At 69.3% G+C, this 19,491-nt stretch carries 16 protein-coding genes; 6 read left to right on the top strand and 10 right to left on the bottom strand.

The window, feature by feature from the left end; all coding sequences use genetic code 11:
- The first annotated feature begins 82 nt into the window (after positions 1-82).
- Both ACW7GZ_RS05885 and yczE read left to right on the top strand, forming a co-directional pair.
- The gene (locus ACW7GZ_RS05885) at positions 83-1,651 is read left to right on the top strand and encodes a calcineurin-like phosphoesterase C-terminal domain-containing protein (RefSeq protein ID WP_457008348.1); all 1,569 of its coding nucleotides are present in this window, start codon (positions 83-85) and stop codon (positions 1,649-1,651) included.
- Between the two features lie 81 nt (positions 1,652-1,732).
- A complete protein-coding gene (yczE, locus tag ACW7GZ_RS05880) occupies positions 1,733-2,353 on the top strand; it encodes a membrane protein YczE (protein WP_457008346.1) in 621 nt (206 codons plus the stop codon).
- Between the two features lie 46 nt (positions 2,354-2,399).
- Here the strand turns inward: yczE and mtnC are convergent, their stop codons facing one another.
- From mtnC to ACW7GZ_RS05855, 5 genes are all read right to left on the bottom strand, one after another.
- A complete protein-coding gene (gene mtnC / locus ACW7GZ_RS05875; protein ID WP_457003293.1) occupies positions 2,400-3,095 on the bottom strand; it encodes an acireductone synthase in 696 nt (231 codons plus the stop codon).
- 265 nt (positions 3,096-3,360) lie between these two features.
- Positions 3,361-3,915 carry a 1,2-dihydroxy-3-keto-5-methylthiopentene dioxygenase gene (locus ACW7GZ_RS05870; RefSeq protein WP_457003294.1) on the bottom strand — a complete coding sequence of 185 codons (555 nt, stop codon included), beginning with the start codon at positions 3,913-3,915 and terminating at the stop codon, positions 3,361-3,363.
- 14 nt (positions 3,916-3,929) lie between these two features.
- Positions 3,930-4,574: a methylthioribulose 1-phosphate dehydratase gene (locus ACW7GZ_RS05865; protein ID WP_457008345.1), complete on the bottom strand. Its 645-nt coding sequence runs from the start codon at positions 4,572-4,574 to the stop codon at positions 3,930-3,932.
- 345 nt (positions 4,575-4,919) lie between these two features.
- Positions 4,920-6,437, bottom strand: coding sequence for a Na+/H+ antiporter NhaC (gene nhaC / locus ACW7GZ_RS05860; protein WP_457008343.1), 1,518 nt, complete (start codon positions 6,435-6,437; stop codon positions 4,920-4,922).
- 21 nt (positions 6,438-6,458) lie between these two features.
- Complete coding sequence (locus ACW7GZ_RS05855; protein ID WP_457003298.1) at positions 6,459-7,946, bottom strand: amino acid permease; 1,488 nt, start codon at positions 7,944-7,946, stop codon at positions 6,459-6,461.
- 237 nt (positions 7,947-8,183) lie between these two features.
- On the opposite strand from ACW7GZ_RS05855, the gene ACW7GZ_RS05850 reads away from it, so the two are divergent.
- Complete coding sequence (locus ACW7GZ_RS05850) at positions 8,184-8,741, top strand: NUDIX hydrolase (protein ID WP_457003299.1); 558 nt, start codon at positions 8,184-8,186, stop codon at positions 8,739-8,741.
- Positions 8,742-8,802: 61 nt separating this feature from the next.
- Here ACW7GZ_RS05850 and serA read toward each other — a convergent pair whose 3' ends face one another.
- Entirely contained in the window at positions 8,803-10,044 is a 1,242-nt protein-coding gene (gene serA, locus ACW7GZ_RS05845) for a phosphoglycerate dehydrogenase (RefSeq protein WP_457003972.1), read from the bottom strand.
- Between the two features lie 111 nt (positions 10,045-10,155).
- Here serA and ACW7GZ_RS05840 point away from each other — a divergent pair, with 111 nt between their 5' ends.
- From ACW7GZ_RS05840 to ACW7GZ_RS05830, 3 genes are all read left to right on the top strand, one after another.
- Entirely contained in the window at positions 10,156-11,550 is a 1,395-nt protein-coding gene (locus ACW7GZ_RS05840; protein WP_457008341.1) for an FAD-binding oxidoreductase, read from the top strand.
- A gap of 6 nt (positions 11,551-11,556) precedes the next feature.
- A complete protein-coding gene (locus ACW7GZ_RS05835; protein WP_457003301.1) occupies positions 11,557-11,859 on the top strand; it encodes a DUF2388 domain-containing protein in 303 nt (100 codons plus the stop codon).
- 528 nt (positions 11,860-12,387) lie between these two features.
- Positions 12,388-14,433 (top strand): DUF7844 domain-containing protein, encoded by a 2,046-nt coding sequence (locus tag ACW7GZ_RS05830; protein ID WP_457008339.1) that lies wholly within the window; start codon positions 12,388-12,390, stop codon positions 14,431-14,433.
- A gap of 123 nt (positions 14,434-14,556) precedes the next feature.
- Here the strand turns inward: ACW7GZ_RS05830 and yeiP are convergent, their stop codons facing one another.
- The 4 genes from yeiP to ACW7GZ_RS05810 form a co-directional block, all read right to left on the bottom strand.
- Complete coding sequence (gene yeiP / locus ACW7GZ_RS05825) at positions 14,557-15,123, bottom strand: elongation factor P-like protein YeiP (protein ID WP_343254090.1); 567 nt, start codon at positions 15,121-15,123, stop codon at positions 14,557-14,559.
- A gap of 10 nt (positions 15,124-15,133) precedes the next feature.
- A complete protein-coding gene (locus ACW7GZ_RS05820) occupies positions 15,134-15,904 on the bottom strand; it encodes an SDR family oxidoreductase (RefSeq protein ID WP_457008337.1) in 771 nt (256 codons plus the stop codon).
- A gap of 116 nt (positions 15,905-16,020) precedes the next feature.
- Positions 16,021-18,594 (bottom strand): sensor domain-containing protein, encoded by a 2,574-nt coding sequence (locus ACW7GZ_RS05815; protein ID WP_457008335.1) that lies wholly within the window; start codon positions 18,592-18,594, stop codon positions 16,021-16,023.
- Positions 18,591-19,490 carry a hydroxymethylglutaryl-CoA lyase gene (locus ACW7GZ_RS05810; protein WP_457003308.1) on the bottom strand — a complete coding sequence of 300 codons (900 nt, stop codon included), beginning with the start codon at positions 19,488-19,490 and terminating at the stop codon, positions 18,591-18,593. Before ACW7GZ_RS05810 ends, ACW7GZ_RS05815 begins: the two co-directional genes overlap by 4 nt.
- Between the last annotated feature and the right edge of the window lies 1 nt (position 19,491).

The following is a 19,491-nucleotide window of genomic DNA, read 5'->3' as shown; positions in this document are numbered from 1 at the left end:
GCCAATCATATGCCTGCAGGACCTCGCAGGGTAAACGGGGGACGACGGCATAATGGGCCATCTCAATCCGCCGGGTGTGTTGATGCAAAGGATCCGATGCCTTGCCGCGATGCTGCTGCTTTTGGCCACCGGAGTTGCCGGCGCGGCGCAATGGCAGGGGCAGGTTTTCGATGATCGCGATGGGGACGGTATCGCCGCCCCGGGCGAAGCGGGCATCGCGGGGGTCATCGTGTCCGATGGCAGGTCGTTGGCGCGGACCGATGGCGAAGGCCGCTACCGCCTGGATGCGGAAGACGGCGCGCCGGTGTTCGTGGTCAAGCCCGCGGGCTGGCGCATGCCGCTGCGCACGGACGGGCTGCCCGCGGCCTGGCTTGCGCCGCAGGCCGGGCTCGGCGTGCAGCGGGGCGATTTCGCGCTGCTGCGCGACACCGGCATGGGTGATGACGCGCTGTCCGTACTGCTGTTCGCGGATCCGCAGGTGAAGTCGGTCGCCGACATCGACTATTACGCGCGCGATATCGTCGCGCCGCTGCTGGGTGGCGATGCGCATGGCGCCGACTTCGGCATCAGCCTCGGCGACATCGTCGACGACGTGGTCGATCTGTACCCGGGGATCAACGCAGTGACCACGCGCCTGGGCGTGCCGTGGCTGCACGTGCCTGGCAACCACGACATCGATCCGGATGCGCTGGGCGACGACGCCTCGCTGTCGGCGTTCCGCGCCAGCTACGGCCCCGACACGTTCGCCTGGGAAGAGGGCGCCGCGAGCTTCGTCGTGCTTGATGACGTGGTACAGCTGCCGGGCGAGCGGCCGGGCTATGTCGGCGGCCTGCGCGAAGACCAGTTCGCGTTCCTCGAAGCCTGGCTGCCGAGCGTGCCGAAGGATCGCCTGCTGGTGCTTGGCGTGCACATCCCGCTGTTCGATACCGCTGCCCCCGGGCGCGCGGAGACCTTCCGCAGCGCCGACCGCGAGCGCCTGTTCGCCCTGCTGCGTCCGTTCCCGAAGCTGCTGGTGCTCAGCGGCCATCGCCATACGCAGCGCCACCATCGCCACGGCGTCGCCGAAGGCTGGCACGGATCAACGCCCTTGCACGAGTTCAACGTCGGTGCCGCCAGCGGCGCGTTCTGGTCGGGCGCACCTGATGCCGAAGGCATCCCCGACGCGACCATGGCCGACGGCACGCCCAACGGCCACGCCCTGCTGGAGGTCGATGCCGACGGCGGTTACCGCCTGTCATGGCATCCGGCGCGTCTCGCGGCCGATGACCCGGCGCGCACGCAGGCCATGCACCTGCACGCGCCGCGCGTGCTGCGGCAGGGCGCGTACCCGGCGTGGGCCGTGTACGCCAACGTCTACATGGGCGAGGCGGACACGCGCGTGGAGTACCGGGTGGACGGGGGCGAATGGCGTGCGATGGTGCGCGTGGAACGGCCCGACCCCTGGCTCATGGCCGAGAACGCACGCGACGATGCCGCGCCCGCGCTGCGCGGCCGTGACCGCTCGCCCGAAGCCGAGCCGTCCGTGCACCTCTGGCGCGGTGCGCTGCCGACCGACCTTGCGCCGGGCGAGCATCGCATCGAGGTCCGCGCCTTCGACCGCTGGCAGGGCGAGCAGCGCGCCGGCACCGGGTACCGCCTGGACGCCGGCTGAGTCGATCGCATGCCCAACAAGCGACCTCTTCCGGCCGGGCCGGCCAATCTCGGCCCGCTTGATCAGCTCAGGGCCGGAAAGATGCCCGAGCGCCTGCTGCGGCTCGCGGTCGGCCTGTGGCTGTATGGCCTTTCCGTCGCGCTGATGATCCGGGGCGCGCTCGGCGCGGCGCCCTGGGACGTGTTCCACCAGGGTGCGGCGCTGCACCTGCCGATGTCATTCGGCGTGGTCATGATCCTGACGTCGGTCGTGGTGCTGCTGGCGTGGATCCCGCTGCGGCAGATGCCGGGACTGGGCACCGTGGCCAACGCGCTCCTGGTCGGGCCGTTCGCGGACCTCAACCTGCGGCTGATCGCGACCCCGGACGGCCTGCTGCCGCGCTGCCTGTTGATGCTCGCCGGAGTGCTGGTATGCGCGTTCGCGACCGGCCTCTATATCGGTGCGCAGCTCGGGCCCGGCCCGCGCGACGGCCTGATGACCGGGCTGGCGCGCCGCAGCGGCCGTTCGATCCGCCTGGTGCGCACCCTCATCGAGCTTGCGGTGCTGGCCGCCGGCGTGCTGCTGGGTGGCGTCTTCGGCGTCGGCACCATCGTGTTCGCGCTCGGCGTCGGTCCGGTGACCCAGTTCTTCATGCAGCGGCTGATGGTGCCCCTGCATCCGCCGGTGGACCGGCCGCGGCCGCTGCCGCGGGAGCGGGGCTGAGCGCCGGGCCGCCGCGGGCTGCCGGGTTGGCGCCCGCGCTGATGGCTCAGGCGGCGTCGACGTCGGCGAAGGATTCCGCGCGCGGGTGGCCGTTGGCGGCTTCACCGGTGCGCGCGTCGGGGTAGTCCTCGCGGCGGTCGACCAGCACGGTGCGCAGGCCTGCTTCGCGCGCAGCGTCCAGTTCCTCGACGACATCGGACAGGAACACGATGTCGCGGGCCTGGCGGCCCAGTTCGCCGGCGATGTTCGCGTAGCTTGCGGCCTCGCGCTTGCCGCCGACCGCAGTGTCGAAGAATGCCGAGAACAGCGGGCGCAGGTCGCCGGCGTCGGAGTGGCCGAAGAACAGGTGCTGCGCCGGCACCGAACCCGAGGAATACACCGCCAGCGGATGGCCCGCTGCGTGCCAGCCCTGCAGCGCGTCGACCGCGTCCGGATACACATGCGCGGTGAAGTCGGCATTGCGGTAGCCGCCGCTCCACATCAGCCCCTGCAGCGCCTTGAGCGCGGTGTGCTTGCGGTCCTCGTCGATCCAGCCCTGCAGCACCTCGACAATCATCGCGTCATCGCACATTGCGCCGTGTTCGGTCGCCACCTGGTCCAGCCAGCGCCGCACCTCGGGGTCCTTGCCATGCTCGCGAACGAAGCGCGGCAGCTCGCGGCGAGCGTAGGGAAACAGCACGTCGCGCACGAACGAGATGCTGCCGGCGGTGCCTTCGATGTCGGTGAGGATTGTCGGTTTCATGGAGAGCCATTTTTTGCCACGGATTTACGCGGATGGACGCGGATCAAGCCAAAGCCGCGAGCGTCGGGAACCGTGCGGTGTTGAAGATTGGAGGAAGAGCTTTTTGCCACGGATCACGCGGATAGGAGCAGATGGAAAATGGTTTCATGTGGCAATGTCCTATCTGCCTTTATCCGCGTGATCCGCGTAATCCGTGGCAAAGAATGCTTTTTCGCCTTATCCGCGTTCATCCGCGTAAATCCGTGGCAAAAAAGCTTCTTGGCTTTCAGCGAGCGCCTTTCTCGTAGCGCGGGAATTTCTGTGCGATGTCGGTACCGGTGAAATGGCCGACCCAGCCGTCGGGCTGCTGGAAGAAGCGGATGGCGACGAATTCGGGGTCCGGACCCATGTCGAACCAGTGCGTGGTGCCGTCGGGGACGGCGATCAGGTCGTCCTTGACGCACTCGATCTCGTACACGCGCTTGTCCACGTGCAGGGTGAACAGGCCGGAGCCGGCGACGAACAGGCGGACTTCGTCTTCCTTGTGGAAGTGTTCGTCGAGGAAGGTCGCGCGCATCTGCTCGCGCTTCGGGTTGTCCGGCGCGATGCTGATCACGTCGACCGTGGTGAAGCCGCGCTCGGCGCTGATGCGGTCGATGTCCTCGCGGTAGGCGGCCAGGACCTCGTCCTGCGACGCGCCGGCGGCGATCGGCCGGTTGGCCTGCCAGCGTTCGAAGGTGACGCCGATGGCGCCGAGTTCGCGGGCGATGGCGTCACCGTCGGAGGTGTCGAGCAGGGCGGCGCCGGGGGCGTCGTCGGCGAAGATGCGCAGGCGGCTCATGGCGGGGTCTCCAGTCAGTGGCCGGCGGTCAGCCGGCGCAGCTCAAGCTCGCAGCCGAGCAGGAATTCGAAGGCTTCCAGATGGCGGCGCGCCTCGGCCATGTCGCGGCCCCAGGCGTACAGGCCGTGGCCATCGATCAGGTAGCCCCACATCGGGCCGCGGTCGAGCAGGGCATCCACCTGGGCGGCGAGCGTCGGCATGTCCTGCGAGTTGGGCAGCACCGGCACGTCGATCGCAGCTTCGTGGGTGGCGTTTCCGCGGAAGGCCTTGAGCAGTTCGTAGCCCTCCAGGCGCACGTGGCCGACGCCGGCATACAGCCGGGATGCGATGGTCTGCGCGCGCGAATGGGTATGCAGTACGCAGCCGACTTCCGGGAAGCGGGCGTAGATCTGCGTGTGCAGCAGGGTCTCGGCGGACGGACGGTGGTCACTGCCCACGGCTTGCCCATCCATGTCGACGACCATGATGTCGCCCTCGCACAGCTTGCCCTTGTCGCGGCCGGACACGGTGATCGCGGCATGGCGCTCGTCCAGCCGGTGCGAGAAGTTGCTGCTGGTCGCCGGCGTCCAGCCGAGCGCGGCCAGCTCACGCACGTTGACGATGAGCTCGCCGGCAAGCTCGCGCAGCCGGTGGCTGTCATAGGGCAGGGCATCGTTCATCCCGCGAGTTTAGCGCTGCCGGGCGACGTTGGCCCACTCGCCGCGATGGCCGCTGGCATGACACTGTCAGGCGGGGATGTGGGTTGGAAGAGCATTTTTGCCACGGATTTACGCGGATGAACGCGGATCAAGCCAGAGCAACGAGCTGGAGCGAAGAGCCAATCAATGCTGAAAGTCCAGAATCAAGAGCTTTTTTGCCGGATTACGCGGATAAGAGCAGATAGGTCATCGCAACATCCAACCCGCTTTTCATCTGCTTTTATCCGCGTGATCCGTGGCAAAGAATGCTTTTTGCTCTATCCGCGTTCATCCGCGTAAATCCGTGGCAAAAAGCTCTTCTGCTTTTCAGGAACCTGCCGCCCGCGGCTCAGGAGCCGCCGCTGCCGCGGCGACAGGGGCGTCCTTCAGCGGCAGGATCTTGAAGCCCGCGTAGGCCATGCCGAGCGCGATCAGCGGCCCCACGAGGTTGAAGAAGGCGTAGGGCAGGTAGTCCAGCGTGGCGACGCCGAGCGTGGCCGCCATGTAGGCGCCGCAGGTATTCCAGGGCACCAGCGGCGAGGTGATGGTGCCGCCGTCCTCCAGCGCCCGCGACAGGTTTTCCGGTGCCAGGCCGCGGCGGCGGTATTCCGGCTGGTACAGGCGGCCCGGCAGCACGATGGCCATGTACTGGTCGGCGGCCACGATGTTCGTGCCGAAGGCGGTGGCGATGGTCGCGGCGATCAGCGAACCGGTCGACTTGGCCGCGCCCACCACGCTGCGGATCATGCGTTCAAGCAGGCCGGTGCGCTCCATCACCGCGCCAAAGCCCAGCGCGGAGACGATCAGCCACACGGTGTTGAGCATGCTGACCATGCCGCCGCGGGTCAGCAGGTCGTCGACGGCCGGGTTGCCGGTGGCGGCCTTGTAGCCTTCGAACATCGCCTTCCACGCGCCCGACAGCAGCGCCATCGGCCGCGAGATCTCCGCGTTGTCGGCCAGCGCCACAGTGAGGCCGGGCTGGAAGATCAAAGCGAACACGCCGCCCAGCAGCGCGCCGACCATGATCGTGGGGTAGGCCGGGAAGCGCAGCACCGCCAGCGCGAACACCACCACCATCGGGATCAGCAGGTACCAGCCAAGCGTGAAGTGGGCGCCCAGCAGCTCCGGCAGGTTGCCGAAGCCGGCCTCGCCCGTGCCGCCGCCGCTGCCGCCAGCCAGGCCGATCACGGTGAACAGCACCAGGGCCACGGCCAGGCTGGGGATCGTGGTCCAGGTCAGGTGGCGGATGTGCGCGAACAGCTCGGCACCGGCCGCGGCCGGCGCGATGATCGTGGTATCGGAGATCGGCGACATCTTGTCGCCGAAGTAGGCGCCGGAGATGATCGCGCCGGCCGTGATCGGCAGCGACATGTCCATGCCCTGGGCCACGCCGATCAGGGCCACGCCGAGGGTGCCTGCGACCGTCCACGAACTGCCGATCGCGAGCGCGACGATGGCGCAGATCAGGCACGCGGCCGGGTAGAAGTACGCCGGATGCATCAGGTGCATGCCGTAGACGATCAGCGTCGGCACCGTGCCGCTCAGGATCCAGGTGCCGATCAGCGCGCCCACCGAGAGCAGGATGAAGATAGGCACCACCGCCAGCGCCACGCCGTGGACCAGGCTGCCCTGGATGTCGTCCCATGCGATGCCGTTGCGCAGCCCGACGATCGCGGCTACGCCGCTGGCCAGCATCAGCGCGACCTGGTTGGCGCCGTAGGACGCGTCGTCGGCGTACAGGTAGACCGCGCAAACCAGCGCCGCCACCAGGAACAGCAGCGGAGTGAGTGCCTGCAGCAGGCTGGGCTCGCGTGGGGCGGAGCCGTGTGGACGCTCGGTCGTCATCTGCCTTGTTCCCGTGCGGCCTCAGGCCTTGTTGAGCTTGCTGTTGCGGTAGCCGTAGCCGAAATAGATCACCTGGCCGATGACCGTCCACAGCACGAAGATCTTCCAGTGCTCCATGAACGACTGCATGAACAGGAACAGGCAGGCGACCACGCCCAGCGGGCAGACCAGCCAGAACAGCGGCACCCGGAACGGACGATGCAGGTCGGGGCGCGTGTAGCGCAGCACCAGCACGCCCAGGCACACGGTGGCGAACGCGATCAGCGTGCCCATGGACACCAGCTCGCCAAGCACGCTGAGCGGCATGAAGCCGGCCAGCAGGCTGGCGACGATGCCGACGAGGATCGTGCCGACGTACGGGGTGTGGAACTTCGGATGCACCTTGCCGAGCACCTTGGGCAACAGGCCGTCGCGTGCCATCGAATAGAAGATGCGCGGCTGCGCCATCAGCATCACCAGGATCACCGACGACAGGCCGGCGATGGCACCGATCTCGACCGCGGTCTTGAGCCATCCCAGGTTGGCGCCGGGGTTGTCGCGCATGGCGAGCTCCAGCGCGGTCGCCACCGGCTTGCTGGTGCCGAGTTCCGCGTAGGGCGCCATGCCCACCAGCACCGCGCACACGGCGATGTAGATCACGGTGCAGATCACCAGCGAGCCGAGGATGCCGATGGGCATGTCGCGCTGCGGGTTCTTGGCTTCGCCCGCCGCGGTGGAGACGGCGTCGAAGCCGATGTAGGCGAAGAATACGATGGTCGCGGCGCGGAACACGCCATCCATGCCGAACTGGCCCGGCCCGACGTTCTCCGGAATGAACGGCGTGAAGTTGGCGGGGTTGATGTACTGGAATCCGAAGGCCAGGAAGGCGGCGATGACCGTGACCTTGATCGCGACCACGATCGCGTTCACGAACGCCGACTGGGTCATGCCGACGTAGCACAGGCCGGTGACCGCGGCGACGATCATGACCGCGGGCAGGTTGATGACGCCTGCAGTGCGCACGAACCCGCCGTCGGCCCAGGTGATGGGTGCCGTGGCGAGCTCCGCCGGGAACGGCAGCCCCAGGGTGGTGGTCAGGAAGCTCACGAGATAGCCGGACCAGCCGACCGCGACCGTCGCGGATGCGAACAGGTATTCAAGCACCAGGCACCAGCCGATGAACCAGGCGGTGAATTCGCCAAGCGTGGCGTAGGAGTAGGAGTAGGCGCTGCCGGAGACCGGCATCATCGCCGAGAATTCGGCGTAGCACAGGCCGGCCAGTGCGCAGGCGAAGCCGGCAAGCATGAAGCTGAGCATGATGGCCGGGCCGGCATGGTTGGCGGCGGCCTGGCCGGTCAGCACGAAGATGCCGGCGCCGATCACCGCGCCCACGCCAAGCAGGATCAGGTGGCGCGCGGTCAGGGTCCGTTTGAGGGTGGCCTCGCCATCGAGGCTGCCTTCGACCGGTTCACCCGCATCGACGTGTGGCGCGGCCTCGACCGGCTTGACCCTCATGAGCCCTTTCAGCATGCGCAGCTTCTCCCCTCGTTGGTTGTTGCCGGAACGGCATCCCCGGGAGCCGTGCCGCTATGGAGGCGCAGCGCGCCGTAGCCGCCGTACCTTGCCAAAGCGCTTGCGCACACACAAGCGGCAGTGCAGCGCGAATGCTTCGGCCGGGCCGGCCGGTGGGGATGGGGCGCGAACGATTCGCGGGAGCCCATAATGGGTGCCGCTTCTTCCCATGGCGCCGCGGATGCGGTGTGCAGAATGACGCACCAGGCACTGGCTTCGCTCGAATCCGCATTCATGATCCACGCCGCGGCCTGCCCCGGCGAAGCGGGCGAGGCGCGCCTGTTCATCGAATTGCTGCGCGACCTCGGCGATCCCTTCGTGCGCGACCGGCTCGACGGCCATTTCACCGCCTCCGCCTGGCTGGTCAGCGCCGATGGCCGGCGCGCGCTGCTCACGCACCACCGCAAGCTCGACCGCTGGCTGCAGCCCGGCGGCCATGCCGACGGCGACGTCGACCTGGCGCGGGTGGCGCTGCGCGAGGCCGGCGAGGAGAGCGGACTGCAGGGCCTGCGGATCGAAGGCGGCATCTTCGACCTGGATCGCCACTGGATCCCCGAGCGCAAGGAGGTCCCAGGACACTGGCACCACGATGTCCGCTACGTGGTGCGCGCCGGAAGCCATGAAGACTTCGTGGTCAGCGAGGAATCACACGCGCTGGCCTGGCTGGAGGTTGAAGTGATCGCCGCCGACGAAACGATGGACCCTTCGCTGCGCCGGATGGCGCGCAAATGGCTTGCGTGCACATCTCCGTAGAAGGTTGCGCCCGTGGCAAGAAAGCTTTTGGCGCGGTCACCGCCGCGGCCGCTCCTTCAGGCTAGTAGAGGATCCGCGTGCGCAGCGTGCCGGTGACTTCGGCCAGCTGGGCGCGCAGCGCCCGGGCCTGCTCGGGCGTCGCCGCGACGTCGATCACCACGTAGCCGACGTTGGCATCGGTGCGCAGGTATTGGCCGTCGATGTTGAGCCCGGCCTGCGAAAACACTTCGTTCACCTGCGACAGCACGCCCGGCACGTTGCGGTGGATGTGCAGGATGCGCTGGCTGCCCTCATGGCCCGGCAGGGTGACTTCGGGGAAGTTGACCGCCGACAGCGTGCTGCCGTTGTCGCTGTAGCGCACCAGCTTGGCCGCGACCTCCAGGCCGATGTTGTCCTGCGCCTCCAGGGTGCTGCCGCCGACGTGCGGGGTCAGCAGCACGTTGTCGAAGCGGGTCAGCGGGGATTGGAAGGCCTCGTCGTTGCCCTTGGGCTCGACCGGGAACACATCGACCGCGGCGCCGCCCACGTGCCCGCTTTCAAGCGCCGCGGCCAGCGCGTCGATGTCGACCACGGTGCCGCGCGACGCGTTGACCAGGTGCACGCCGGGCTTCATCGCCGCAAGCTCGGTGGCGCCGATCATCATCCGCGTGGCCGCGGTCTCGGGCACGTGCAGGGTGACCACGTCGGCGCGCGCGAACAGGTCGTCCAGGCCGGCGGCGGCGCGCGCGTTGCCCAGCGACAGCTTGGCTTCGACGTCGTGGAACAGCACCCGCATCCCCAGGCCCTCGGCCAGCAGGCCCACCTGGGTGCCGATGTGGCCGTAGCCGATGATGCCAAGCGTCTTGCCGCGCACCTCGTGGCTGCCGGTGGCCGACTTCAGCCAGCCGCCGCGCAGGCAGGCGGCGTGGCGCGCGGGCACGCCGCGCATCAGCATGATGACTTCGGCCAGCACCAGCTCGGCCACGCTTCGGGTGTTGGAGTAGGGCGCGTTGAACACCGGCACGCCCTGGCGGGCGGCGGCCTCCAGGTCCACCTGGTTGGTGCCGATGCAGAAGCAGCCCACCGCCATCAGCCGCCGCGCTTCGCCCAGCACATCGGCGCTCAGCTGCGTGCGCGAGCGGATGCCGACGATGTGCGCCTCGCGGATGCGCTCGCGCAGCATCGCCTCTGGCAGCGAGCCGGCGTGGGTTTCGATGTCGGAATAGCCGGCGTCGCGGAACGCGGCCACTGCGCTCGGGCTCAGGCCCTCCAGCAGCAGCACGCGGATGTCCTTGCGGGGATAGGAGGTCTTCATCGGGGGCAGCAGGCCGTGGGCGGGCCCTCAGTGTGCCAGCGGCAGGGCCATGCTGCACTGCAGCGCTGGACGCTGGCCGGTCCCGCTGGCAGGCTGCAGTTCCTACCCGGGCGGTTTGCGATGAGCGACGCGAAACTCGAATCCCTGCGCATGGCGGTGCCCGGCTTGCGGGTGCTCACCGCGCCCGACGAACTGCTGCACTACGGACGCGACTGGACGCGGCGCTGGACGCCGGCACCTTTGGCGATTGCGCTGCCCGGCGATGTCGGACAGGTGCAGGCCGTGCTGCGATGGGCCAGCGCGGAAGGCGTGGCGGTGGTGCCCTCGGGCGGCCGCACGGGCCTGTCCGGTGGTGCGGTCGCGGCCAGCGGCGAGCTGGTGCTGAGTCTTGAGCGCATGCGCCGGGTGCTGGCCTTCGACCCGGTCGATCGCACGCTCACCGTCGAGGCCGGCGCGGCGCTGGAGGCCGTGCAGGAGGCCGCGCGCGAACATGGCCTGCAGTACCCGGTCGACTTCGCCGCGCGCGGCTCCTGCACCATCGGCGGCAACATTGCCACCAATGCCGGCGGCATCCGCGTGCTGCGCTACGGCAACACCCGCGAGTGGGTGGCGGGGCTGAAGCTGGTCACTGCCGGCGGCGAGCTGCTCGATCTCAACCGCGGGCTGGTCAAGAACTCCAGCGGCTACGACCTGCGGCACCTGGCGATCGCCTCGGAAGGCACGCTCGGCGTGGTGGTCGAGGCCACGCTGAAGCTTGCGCCGCCGCCGCCGCCGGTGGCCACGCTGCTGCTGGCGCTGCCCTCGTTCGAGGTGCTGCTGCAGGTGTTCCAGGCGCTGCGCGGGCGGCTGGCGCTGGAGGCGTTCGAGTTCTTCACCGACGTGGCGCTGCGGCACGTGGCAGCGCACGGGGCGCAGGTGCCGTTCGAGCGCGGGTATCCGTATTACGTGGTGCTGGATGCGGCGGCCACGGGGCCGGATGACGCGCAGTTGCTCGAGGCGTTCGCGCACTGTGCGGAGCAGGGCTGGGTGGAGGATGGCGTGGTCGCGCAGTCGCAGGCGCAGGCAGCGCAGCTGTGGCGCCTGCGCGAGGGCATCACCGAGGCGCTGGCGCCCTTCGTGCCCTACAAGAACGACGTCGCGGTGCGGGTGTCGGCGATGCCGGCCTTCCTGGACGAGGCACGGGGGCTGCTGGCGGCGGAGTATCCGGAGTTCGAGGTCGTCTGGTTCGGGCACATCGGCGATGGCAACCTGCATATCAACGTGCTGAAGCCGGCCGCTCTGGACCAGGACACGTTCGTCGCGCGCTGCGGCGATGTCACCGCGCATCTGGCAGGGTTGGTTCAGCGCCACGAGGGCACCATCTCGGCGGAACACGGTATCGGCCTGGTCAAGAAGTCGTACCTGGGTTCCACGCGCAGCACGGCGGAGATCGCGGTGATGCGTGCGCTGCGTGCAGCACTTGACCCGGCAGGTATCCTCAACCCCGGAAAACTTTTCGATCCCCCATCCAGGTAACCACGCATGATCCGTATCGCACTTGCCTGCGCGTTCGCGCTCGCCATCGCCGCTCCCGTCCACGGGTCCAGTTTCGCCGGTACGTCGGCGGGTGCTGGCTCTGCGTCCAGTGGGGCTTCGTCCGGGTCGACTTCGGGCAACGACAAGGTCGTGCTGCAGGCGCGCGAGGATGCGGCGGGCTTCGTCGCCAGTGATGGGCGGATCCGCGGGGCGCGGCTGGAGGCGGCATTGCGCCATCTGCGCGAGCATTCGGTCGAGGCGCGGGCGGCCGGAGATCTCGAGCTGGCGCGGGCGATTCTGGCGCGTTGATTTGGCGGCCCGCTGGAAAGCAACAGCCGGCATCGCCCCTGCATCCAGCATCGCCCCTGTCTTTGTGGTCCGCCTTTGTGGGAGCAGCTATAGCTGCGATTCCCACATGACGCGACGTCTCGCCAAAGGCGCGCGGTACGGCGGGTCGGTGGGTACTCCGTGGGCTGCCCCGCTGCGCGGGCCTTTATGCCCACTGCGCACCCCCCAACCCGCCTTGCAGCGCCTTCCCGCGGGCCGCCGGAAGGCAACAGCCGGCATCGCCCCTGCCTCCAACATCGCCCCTGCCTTTGTGGTCTGCCTTTGTAGGAGCAGCTATAGCTGCGATTCCCACATGACGCGACGTCTCGCCGAAGCCGCGCGGTACGGCGGGTCGGTGGGTACTCCGTGGGCTGTCCCGCTTCGCGGGCCTTTATGCCCACTGCGCACCCCCCAACCCGCCTTGCGGCGCCTTCCCGCGGGCCGCTGGGAAGCAACAGCCCGGATCGCTTCCCCTGCCTTTGCAGGAGCAGCTGTAGCTGCGCTTTCCACATGACGCGACGTCTCGTCGAAGCCGCAGCCGCGCTGGTGGCAGCGGGTTTGCTGTTGCTGGTGGCAATGCCCGTGTACGCGCAGTCGGTGAGCTTGGAGCCGGCAGTGGCGCAGCCGGTGGACGTGCAGTTGGAAGGCACGAGGCAGCACGCGGCTGGGCTCGGGATCGAGCCGGTGTCGGCGCTGTCGGTGTCGGAGGCTGCCGCCACGGAGATGCTGGTGGTCGAGGTGCTGGGGCTGCTGCCGCCGCGTTGGCGTGCGCGCGAGCGTGCGCTGCGGCTGTCCTGGCGCGATGACCTGCCGGTGGATGTGCACGGGCGGATCCGGGGCGACCGCATCGCGCTGTCGCGGGCGCTGCTTGACGGCTTGCTGGTCGACAGCATTCCGCCTGACAGCAGGCTGCCCGACGACATGCTGATCGCCCGGGACTGGGTCGATGAACAGGCCACTGTCGGGGGAAAGGGCAGCGATGTCGTGCCGCGCGCGGCCGTGGCGGCGCTCGTGCACGAGCTTGCACACGACTGGGACCGGGAGCAGGGGCTGTCACGGGATCCGAGGCTGCTTGATCTGGCGGGCTGGCAGGTGCGTCCGCTGTGGCCGGGGCGCAGTGCGGCCAATGCCTTCGGTGAGCGCAGTCCGGATGCCTACGAGCTGCACTCGCCGGCGGAATTCGTGGCGGTGAACCTCGAATACTTCCTGCTCGATCCCGGCTACGCCTGTCGGCGGCCGGCGTTGCACGCGCATTTCGCTGCGCATTTCGAGTGGGCGCCTGAGAGGCAGGACTGCGCGGCCACGCTGCCCTACGTCGATGCGGGCGCGCTGGCCGATGCGGACGCGGAGCCGTTGCTGGAGCTCGATCCGGCGCGCGTGGTGGCGGTGGACTACCTGCTGGCCGGCAACGGCGAGGCGATGATGAGCCGCTGGGGGCACACGATGCTGCGCCTGGTGGTCTGTGCGCCGGGCAGGACGCCAGGGCCGGACTGTCGCCTGGATCTCGAGCATCATCGGGTGCTGTCGTTCCGGGCGTTCGTCGACGATCTGCAGCTGTCGAGCTGGCGGGGGCTGACGGGTGGCTATCCGTCGCGGCTGTTCGTGCTGCCGCTGCAGCAGGTGGTGGACGAGTACACGCGCGTGGAGCTGCGGCCGCTGGATTCGATCCCGTTGCGCCTGTCCGCCGACGAGATCACCGCACTGCTCGAGCGCGCGGCACGCGTGCACTGGAGCTATGACGGGCGGTATCGCTTCGTGGGCAACAACTGCGCAGTCGAAACGTGGAAGCTGCTGCATGACGGCCTGCCGCGCGCGGCCGCGGCGGACCTCGACAGCATCACGCCCAAGGGCCTGCTGCGGCGGCTGCGCCGCGAGGGCCTGGTGGATGACGCGCAAGTGCCGGCCGATCCCGGTGAGGCGCGCAGGCTGGGGTATCGCTTCGAACCCTGGAGTGCGCACTACCAGGCGTTGTACGACACCGCGCGCGAAGGTCTGGGGCTGGAGGAGGCCAACGTGGAGGGCTGGCTGCGCACCGATCCTGCGCAACGTGCGCGGTGGTTACAGCGGGGCGACATGCGTGTCTCGGCGGCGCTCTTGCTCCTGGAGGAAGCCGCGCTGCGGCGCGAGGAGCAGGGCGCGCGTGATGCGCTCAAGCGTCGCATGTTCCAGGCCGGAAGCCAGCGTGCGGCCGGCGCCACGGAGGCGGGTGTGGACGCGGATGCAAGTGCACGTGCGAGTGCGAGTGCAGGTGCGGGAGAAATGCTGCCCCTGCTGACCGAGGCGCTGCGCGAGGGCGGCGTGCTCGCAAGCCCCGCGGGACTGCTGTCGCTCCCGGGCTACGGCCTGCCGCAGGCTGCGGAGCGCGAGCAGGCTCGCGACAGTGCCGGAGAACGCGCCGCCCGCCTGCGTGACCTGGACACGCGCCTGCACGCGGCCGCACGCGATTGGTTGCCGCCCACGGCGCGCGAATCACTGGAACAGACCGAAGCCAACGTCGCCGCACTCGGCGCGCATCTGCGCGAGCTTCACCAGGCCGAAGGCGGCCTCGACCTGTAGGAGCAGCTATAGCTGCGACCCGGCCAGTCCACGCCCTCCACCTGTGGGAGCGGCTATAGCCGCTCCTGTAAAAGCCGCTTGTGTCTTCGCTTTGCCTTGGCGTACAGGTGAGAGCGGCGGCGCTCAGTCGGCGCGGCCGGAGAACTCGCCGCTGGTGGTGTTGACCAGCACGCGCTCGCCGTTGGCGATGTACTCGGGCACCTGGATTTCCAGCCCGGTCGACAGCCGCGCCGGCTTCGGGCGCTTGGTCGCAGTGCCGCCCTTGAGCTCGGGCGGGGTTTCAACGACTTCCAGCGCCACCGTCTGCGGCAGCTGCACGGCGATCGGCATGTCGTCGATGATCTGCACGAAGCAGCCGCCGAGTCCGTCGCTGATGTAGCCCGCGTCGTCGCCGACCACGTCGGGGTCGAGGGTGTAGGGCGTGAAGTCTTCGTCGTCCATGAACACGAAGGCCTCGCCGTCCCTGTACGAGAAGCTGGCCTGGCGGCGCAGCAGCTCGACTTCCTTCAACTCGTCGTCGCCGTCGAACGAGGCGTCGGTCTTGTTGCCGCCGGGCACGCTGTACATGGTGAAGCGGAAGCGAACGTTGCCGCCGCGGCCCTGCGGCGAGCTGCGGTCGATGTCGCGCACCTGGTAGACGGTGCCGTTGTGCTCGACCACGTTGCCCTTCTTGACGTCGTAAGCCTTCATTGCCGGATCCTTATCGGGGTGCGAGGCGCACGGCGCCGTCGAGGCGGATGGTCTCGCCGTTGATGTAGCGGTTGCGGGCGAGGTACGCGACCACGTCGGCGAATTCTTCCGGGCGGCCCAAGCGCGAGGGGAACGGGATCGAGGCCGACAGCGACTGCTGCACCTCTTCGGGCATGCCTTCCATCATCGGCGTCCAGAAGATGCCCGGGGCGATGGTGTTGACGCGGATGCCGAAGCGGGCGAGCTCGCGCGCCATCGGCAGGGTCATGCCGACCACGCCGCCCTTCGACGCCGAGTACGCGGCCTGGCCGACCTGGCCTTCGTAGGCCGCGACTGAGGCGGTGTTGATGATCACGCCGCGCTCGCCGTCCTCGCCGGCATCGTTGTGCTGCATCAGCGCGGCGCCGGCCTTGGCGACGTTGAAGCTGCCGACCAGGTTGACCATCACCGTCGACTGGAAGCGGCCCAGCGGCATCGCCCCGTCGCGGCCGAGCACGCGGCCGGCACCGAGGATGCCGGCGCAGTTGACGACCATGTTCAGGCCGCCGAGGAACGCCTTGGCCGCATCGACGTTTGCGACCACGGCGTCTTCGCTGGTGACGTCGGTGCTGAAGTAGCGCGCATTGGCCTCGCCAAGCGATGTGATCGCGGCCGCGCCCTTGTCGTCGTTGACGTCGAACAGGGCGACCTTGCCGCCGTCGGCGACGATGCGGGTGGCGACGGCGAGGCCGAGGCCGGAGACACCGCCGGTGACGACGGCGCGGATCGAATCTGCTTGCATGGCGGGTCCGAAGATAGCGGAAACCGTGGATTTTACCGGACTGCGGCAAGTCACGACGGGCCCCGCATTTTGTGGGAGCGGCTATAGCCGCTCCCACAGGGGATCGGTGCCCGCTCCTACAAAAGCGGTGGATCGGTGCGGAGGCGCTTGGCGAGGTCTTCCGGCGGCAGCCCCGGGGCGAACAGGAAGCCCTGGCCCACCTGCACGCCGAGGTCGAGCAGGAAGCTGCGCTGCTCCGTGGTCTCGATGCCTTCGGCAACCAGCCCCAGGCCGAGGCTGCGGGCGATGCCGGCCACCGCCTGGCAAACGGCAACGTCGGACTGGTTGCGCGGCACGCCGGCCACGAACAGCTGGCTCAGCTTCAGGCCCTGGATCGGCAGGCGGCGCAGGTAGTTGAGCGCGCTGTAGCCCTCGCCGAAATCATCGATGGCCAGGCTCACGCCCAGCGCGCGCAGGGCCGCGAAGTTGCCCAGCGTTTCCGGCGCGTCCTCGATCAGCACCCGCTCGGTGAACTCCAGCTCAAGCGCCGACCCGGGCAGCCCGAATTCGCGCAGCAGGCCCTTCACGGACGCCACGAGGTCACTGCCCAGCAGCTGCCGGTACGACACGTTCACCGCCAGGCGCACGATGCCGAGGCCATCGTCGCGCCAGGCCGCGACCTGCCGGCAGGCTTCGCGCAGCACCCAGTGGCCGATGCGCACGATGTCGCCGGTGCCCTCGGCCTGGGCGATGAAATGGTCCGGGCGCATTTCGCCCAGGCGCTGGTTGCGCCAGCGGATCAGCGCCTCGGCGCCGACGATGCGGCCGCTGTAAAGCTCCACCTGCGGCTGGTAGACCAGATGGAACTCGTCGTTGTCGGCGGCGTGGCGCAGCTGGGTCTCGAACTGCAGCCGCTCGCGCTGCGATTGCGCCAGCGCCGGCGTGTACGACAGCCGGCCGTTGCGCGTGCGCCGCTTGCTTTCATACATCGCGGCGTCGGCGTGCTGGATCAGCGATTGCGTGTCGGTGCCGTCCTGCGGCGAGCGCGCGATGCCGATGCTGGCCGTGACCACGAACTCGTCCTTGTCGAAGCCGAAGCCCACCGAGAAGGCCTCGAGGATCGCGTCGGCCAGGCGCTCGGGGCGCCCCTGGTCGCCGCCGCAGTCGCAGGCGACCAGGAACTCGTCGCCGCCGAAGCGCGCGATCAGGCCCTGGTCGCCCACCGCCGCACGCAGGCGTCCGGCGGCCGCGGCCAGCAGGCTGTCGCCGGCGGCATGGCCAAGCACGTCGTTGACCAGCTTGAATCGATCCAGGTCGATGTACAGCACCGCCACCGGCGCCAGGTCGGCGCCGCCGAGGTGCGTGGCGATCTCCTCCAGCATAGCGTCGCGGTTGAGCAGCCCGGTGAGCGGATCGCTGCGCGCCAGCACGCGCAGGGTCTGCTCGCCGTGCTTGCTGGTGGTGATGTCCTGCAGGGTGCCGGTGACCCGCGCCTTGCCGGCTACGCCGGAACCGCTCTCGCCGATCACGCGCACCCAGAACGCCGCGCCGTTCGCACGCGCGCCCTCCAGGTCGAGTTCGAACCCGGTGCCGTCGCTGGAGGTGTCCAGCGCGCTGCGCAAACGGTCTGCGTCGGCCGGCTGCAGGCACTCCATCACCGCGTCCATGGACGCAGGGCGCTGCGCCTGCGACAGGATGTGCGCGGCCTCGTCGGTGAGGTAGAGCCGGCCGCTTGCGCGATCCCATTCCCAGCCGCCGATGCTGGCCAGGGACTGCACGCGGTCGAAGAGGGCGCTGTCGCGCTTGAGCTCGGTGACGTCGGAAAACATCGACAGCACCTGGTCGGGGCTGTCGGCTCCGGCGGCGAAGTGCGGCACCGCGGTCACCGCCAGCCACAGCAGGCGCCGGCGCACGCGGTGGTAGAGGCCGATCAGGGTACTGCCCACCAGGCGCCCCTCGCGCAGCGCGCGCATCGCGGGGAATTCCGACATCGGCATCTCGCTGCCGTCGGCGCGCAGCAGCATCCAGTGCTGCGGCAGGCTGCCGTCGCGCGGGACCCGCTCGCCCTGGTTCAGGGACAGTATCCGCAGCGCGGCGGTGTTGGCGTGCAGCACTGCCGCGTTCGCCGCCTGGATGACGATGCCCTTGTCCATCACCTCCATCAGGTCGTGGTAGCGCGCCTCCGCCTCGCGGCGCCGGCTGAGGTCGCGCGCCACGGCCACGACGCAGCGCTGGCCGCCGTGGTCGAAGCCGGCCGAGTGCACCTCCACCGGGAAGCGCGTGCCGTCGGCGCGCATGTTGCTGACCTCGATGACGAAGGTCTCGCCGCGGTCGAGCGCCTCCAGCACCGGCGTCATGTGGTCTTCGGGCAGGTCCGGGTTGAGGACGTGGATCGGCTGGCCCACGATCTCGTGGCGCGGACGGCGGTAGGCCGCCATGCCGGCCTTGTTGAGGTCGACCACGATGCCGTCGGCGCTGATCAGGCTGACCGGATCCGGCACGGCGTCGAAGAGGGCGTGATAGCGCAGCTGCGCATGCTGGGCGTCGGCGCTGGCCGCGCGCAGCGCCGCGGCGGCCTCGCACAGCAGTGCGCGCACGCGTTCGGGGATCAGGGGGTCGCCGGCGGCGGCATCGAGCGCGTCCAGGACCTGCGCATTGGCACCATCGGCTGATGGCTGCAGGGGCGGGTCCGGTGGCCGCGACCTGTTCACCGCGCGGACAGCGCCCTGGTCACTTTGCTGCCGGTATCACGGCCGAGGATGGCGGACAGCCAGGCCCCGGTGTCGGCCAGCGCATCGAGGTCGACCCCCGTTTCCACGCCAAGCCCCTGCAGCATGTAGACCAGGTCCTCGGTGGCCAGGTTGCCGCTGGCGCCCCTGGCATACGGGCAGCCACCCGTGCCGGAGACCGCGGCGTCGACCACCGCCACGCCTTCTTCGAGGCAGGCCAGCACGTTGGCCAGCGCCTGTCCCCAGGTGTCGTGGAAGTGCACGGCCAGCGCCGGCATCGGCACCTCGGCGGCCACCGCCAGCAGCATCTCGCGCGCCTTGCCCGGCGTGCCGACGCCGATGGTGTCGCCCAGCGAGATTTCGTAGCAGCCCATGCCGTGCAGCGCGCGCGCCACCCGCACCACGTCGGCCAGGGGCACCTCTCCCTGGTAGGGGCAGCCGAGCACTGTGGACACGTAGCCGCGCACGCGCACGCCGTCGGCGCGGGCGCGCTCGAGCACCGGGGCGAATCGCGCAAGCGACTCATCGATGCCGGCGTTGGTGTTGCGCCGGTTGAACGCCTCCGAGGCCGCGGTGAACACCGCTACCTCGTCGGCCCCGGCGGCGTAGGCGCGTTCATAGCCCTGCAGATTGGGCACCAGCACCGGGTAGCGCACGCCGGCGCGGCGCGTGATCCCGGCGTAGACCTCGGCGGCATCGGCCAGCTGCGGGACCCATTTCGGGCTGACGAAGCTGGTCGCCTCGACGGTCTGCAATCCGGTGGCGGAAAGGCGGTCGATCAGCTCGACCTTGTCCGCGGTGGAGACCATCGCGGACTCGTTCTGGAGGCCGTCGCGCGGCCCCACCTCGACGATGCGTACCTGCCGGGGGAGCGTCACC

Source organism: Luteimonas sp. A537 (assembly GCF_054052065.1).
Note: the sequence above shows the minus strand (reverse complement) of the source record. Positions and strands in the feature narration are given on the sequence as shown.

Bases quoted from the DNA above. Each gene is read 5' to 3' on its own strand.
- ACW7GZ_RS05885 (WP_457008348.1), top strand. From the start codon at position 83: ATGCAAAGGATCCGATGCCTTGCCGCGATGCTGCTGCTTTTGGCCACC.
- yczE (WP_457008346.1), top strand. From the start codon at position 1,733: ATGCCCGAGCGCCTGCTGCGGCTCGCGGTCGGCCTGTGGCTGTATGGC.
- mtnC (WP_457003293.1), bottom strand. From the start codon at position 3,095: ATGAAACCGACAATCCTCACCGACATCGAAGGCACCGCCGGCAGCATC.
- ACW7GZ_RS05870 (WP_457003294.1), bottom strand. From the start codon at position 3,915: ATGAGCCGCCTGCGCATCTTCGCCGACGACGCCCCCGGCGCCGCCCTG.
- ACW7GZ_RS05865 (WP_457008345.1), bottom strand. From the start codon at position 4,574: ATGAACGATGCCCTGCCCTATGACAGCCACCGGCTGCGCGAGCTTGCC.
- nhaC (WP_457008343.1), bottom strand. From the start codon at position 6,437: ATGACGACCGAGCGTCCACACGGCTCCGCCCCACGCGAGCCCAGCCTG.
- ACW7GZ_RS05855 (WP_457003298.1), bottom strand. From the start codon at position 7,946: ATGCTGAAAGGGCTCATGAGGGTCAAGCCGGTCGAGGCCGCGCCACAC.
- ACW7GZ_RS05850 (WP_457003299.1), top strand. From the start codon at position 8,184: ATGACGCACCAGGCACTGGCTTCGCTCGAATCCGCATTCATGATCCAC.
- ACW7GZ_RS05840 (WP_457008341.1), top strand. From the start codon at position 10,156: ATGAGCGACGCGAAACTCGAATCCCTGCGCATGGCGGTGCCCGGCTTG.
- ACW7GZ_RS05835 (WP_457003301.1), top strand. From the start codon at position 11,557: ATGATCCGTATCGCACTTGCCTGCGCGTTCGCGCTCGCCATCGCCGCT.
- ACW7GZ_RS05830 (WP_457008339.1), top strand. From the start codon at position 12,388: ATGACGCGACGTCTCGTCGAAGCCGCAGCCGCGCTGGTGGCAGCGGGT.
- yeiP (WP_343254090.1), bottom strand. From the start codon at position 15,123: ATGAAGGCTTACGACGTCAAGAAGGGCAACGTGGTCGAGCACAACGGC.
- ACW7GZ_RS05820 (WP_457008337.1), bottom strand. From the start codon at position 15,904: ATGCAAGCAGATTCGATCCGCGCCGTCGTCACCGGCGGTGTCTCCGGC.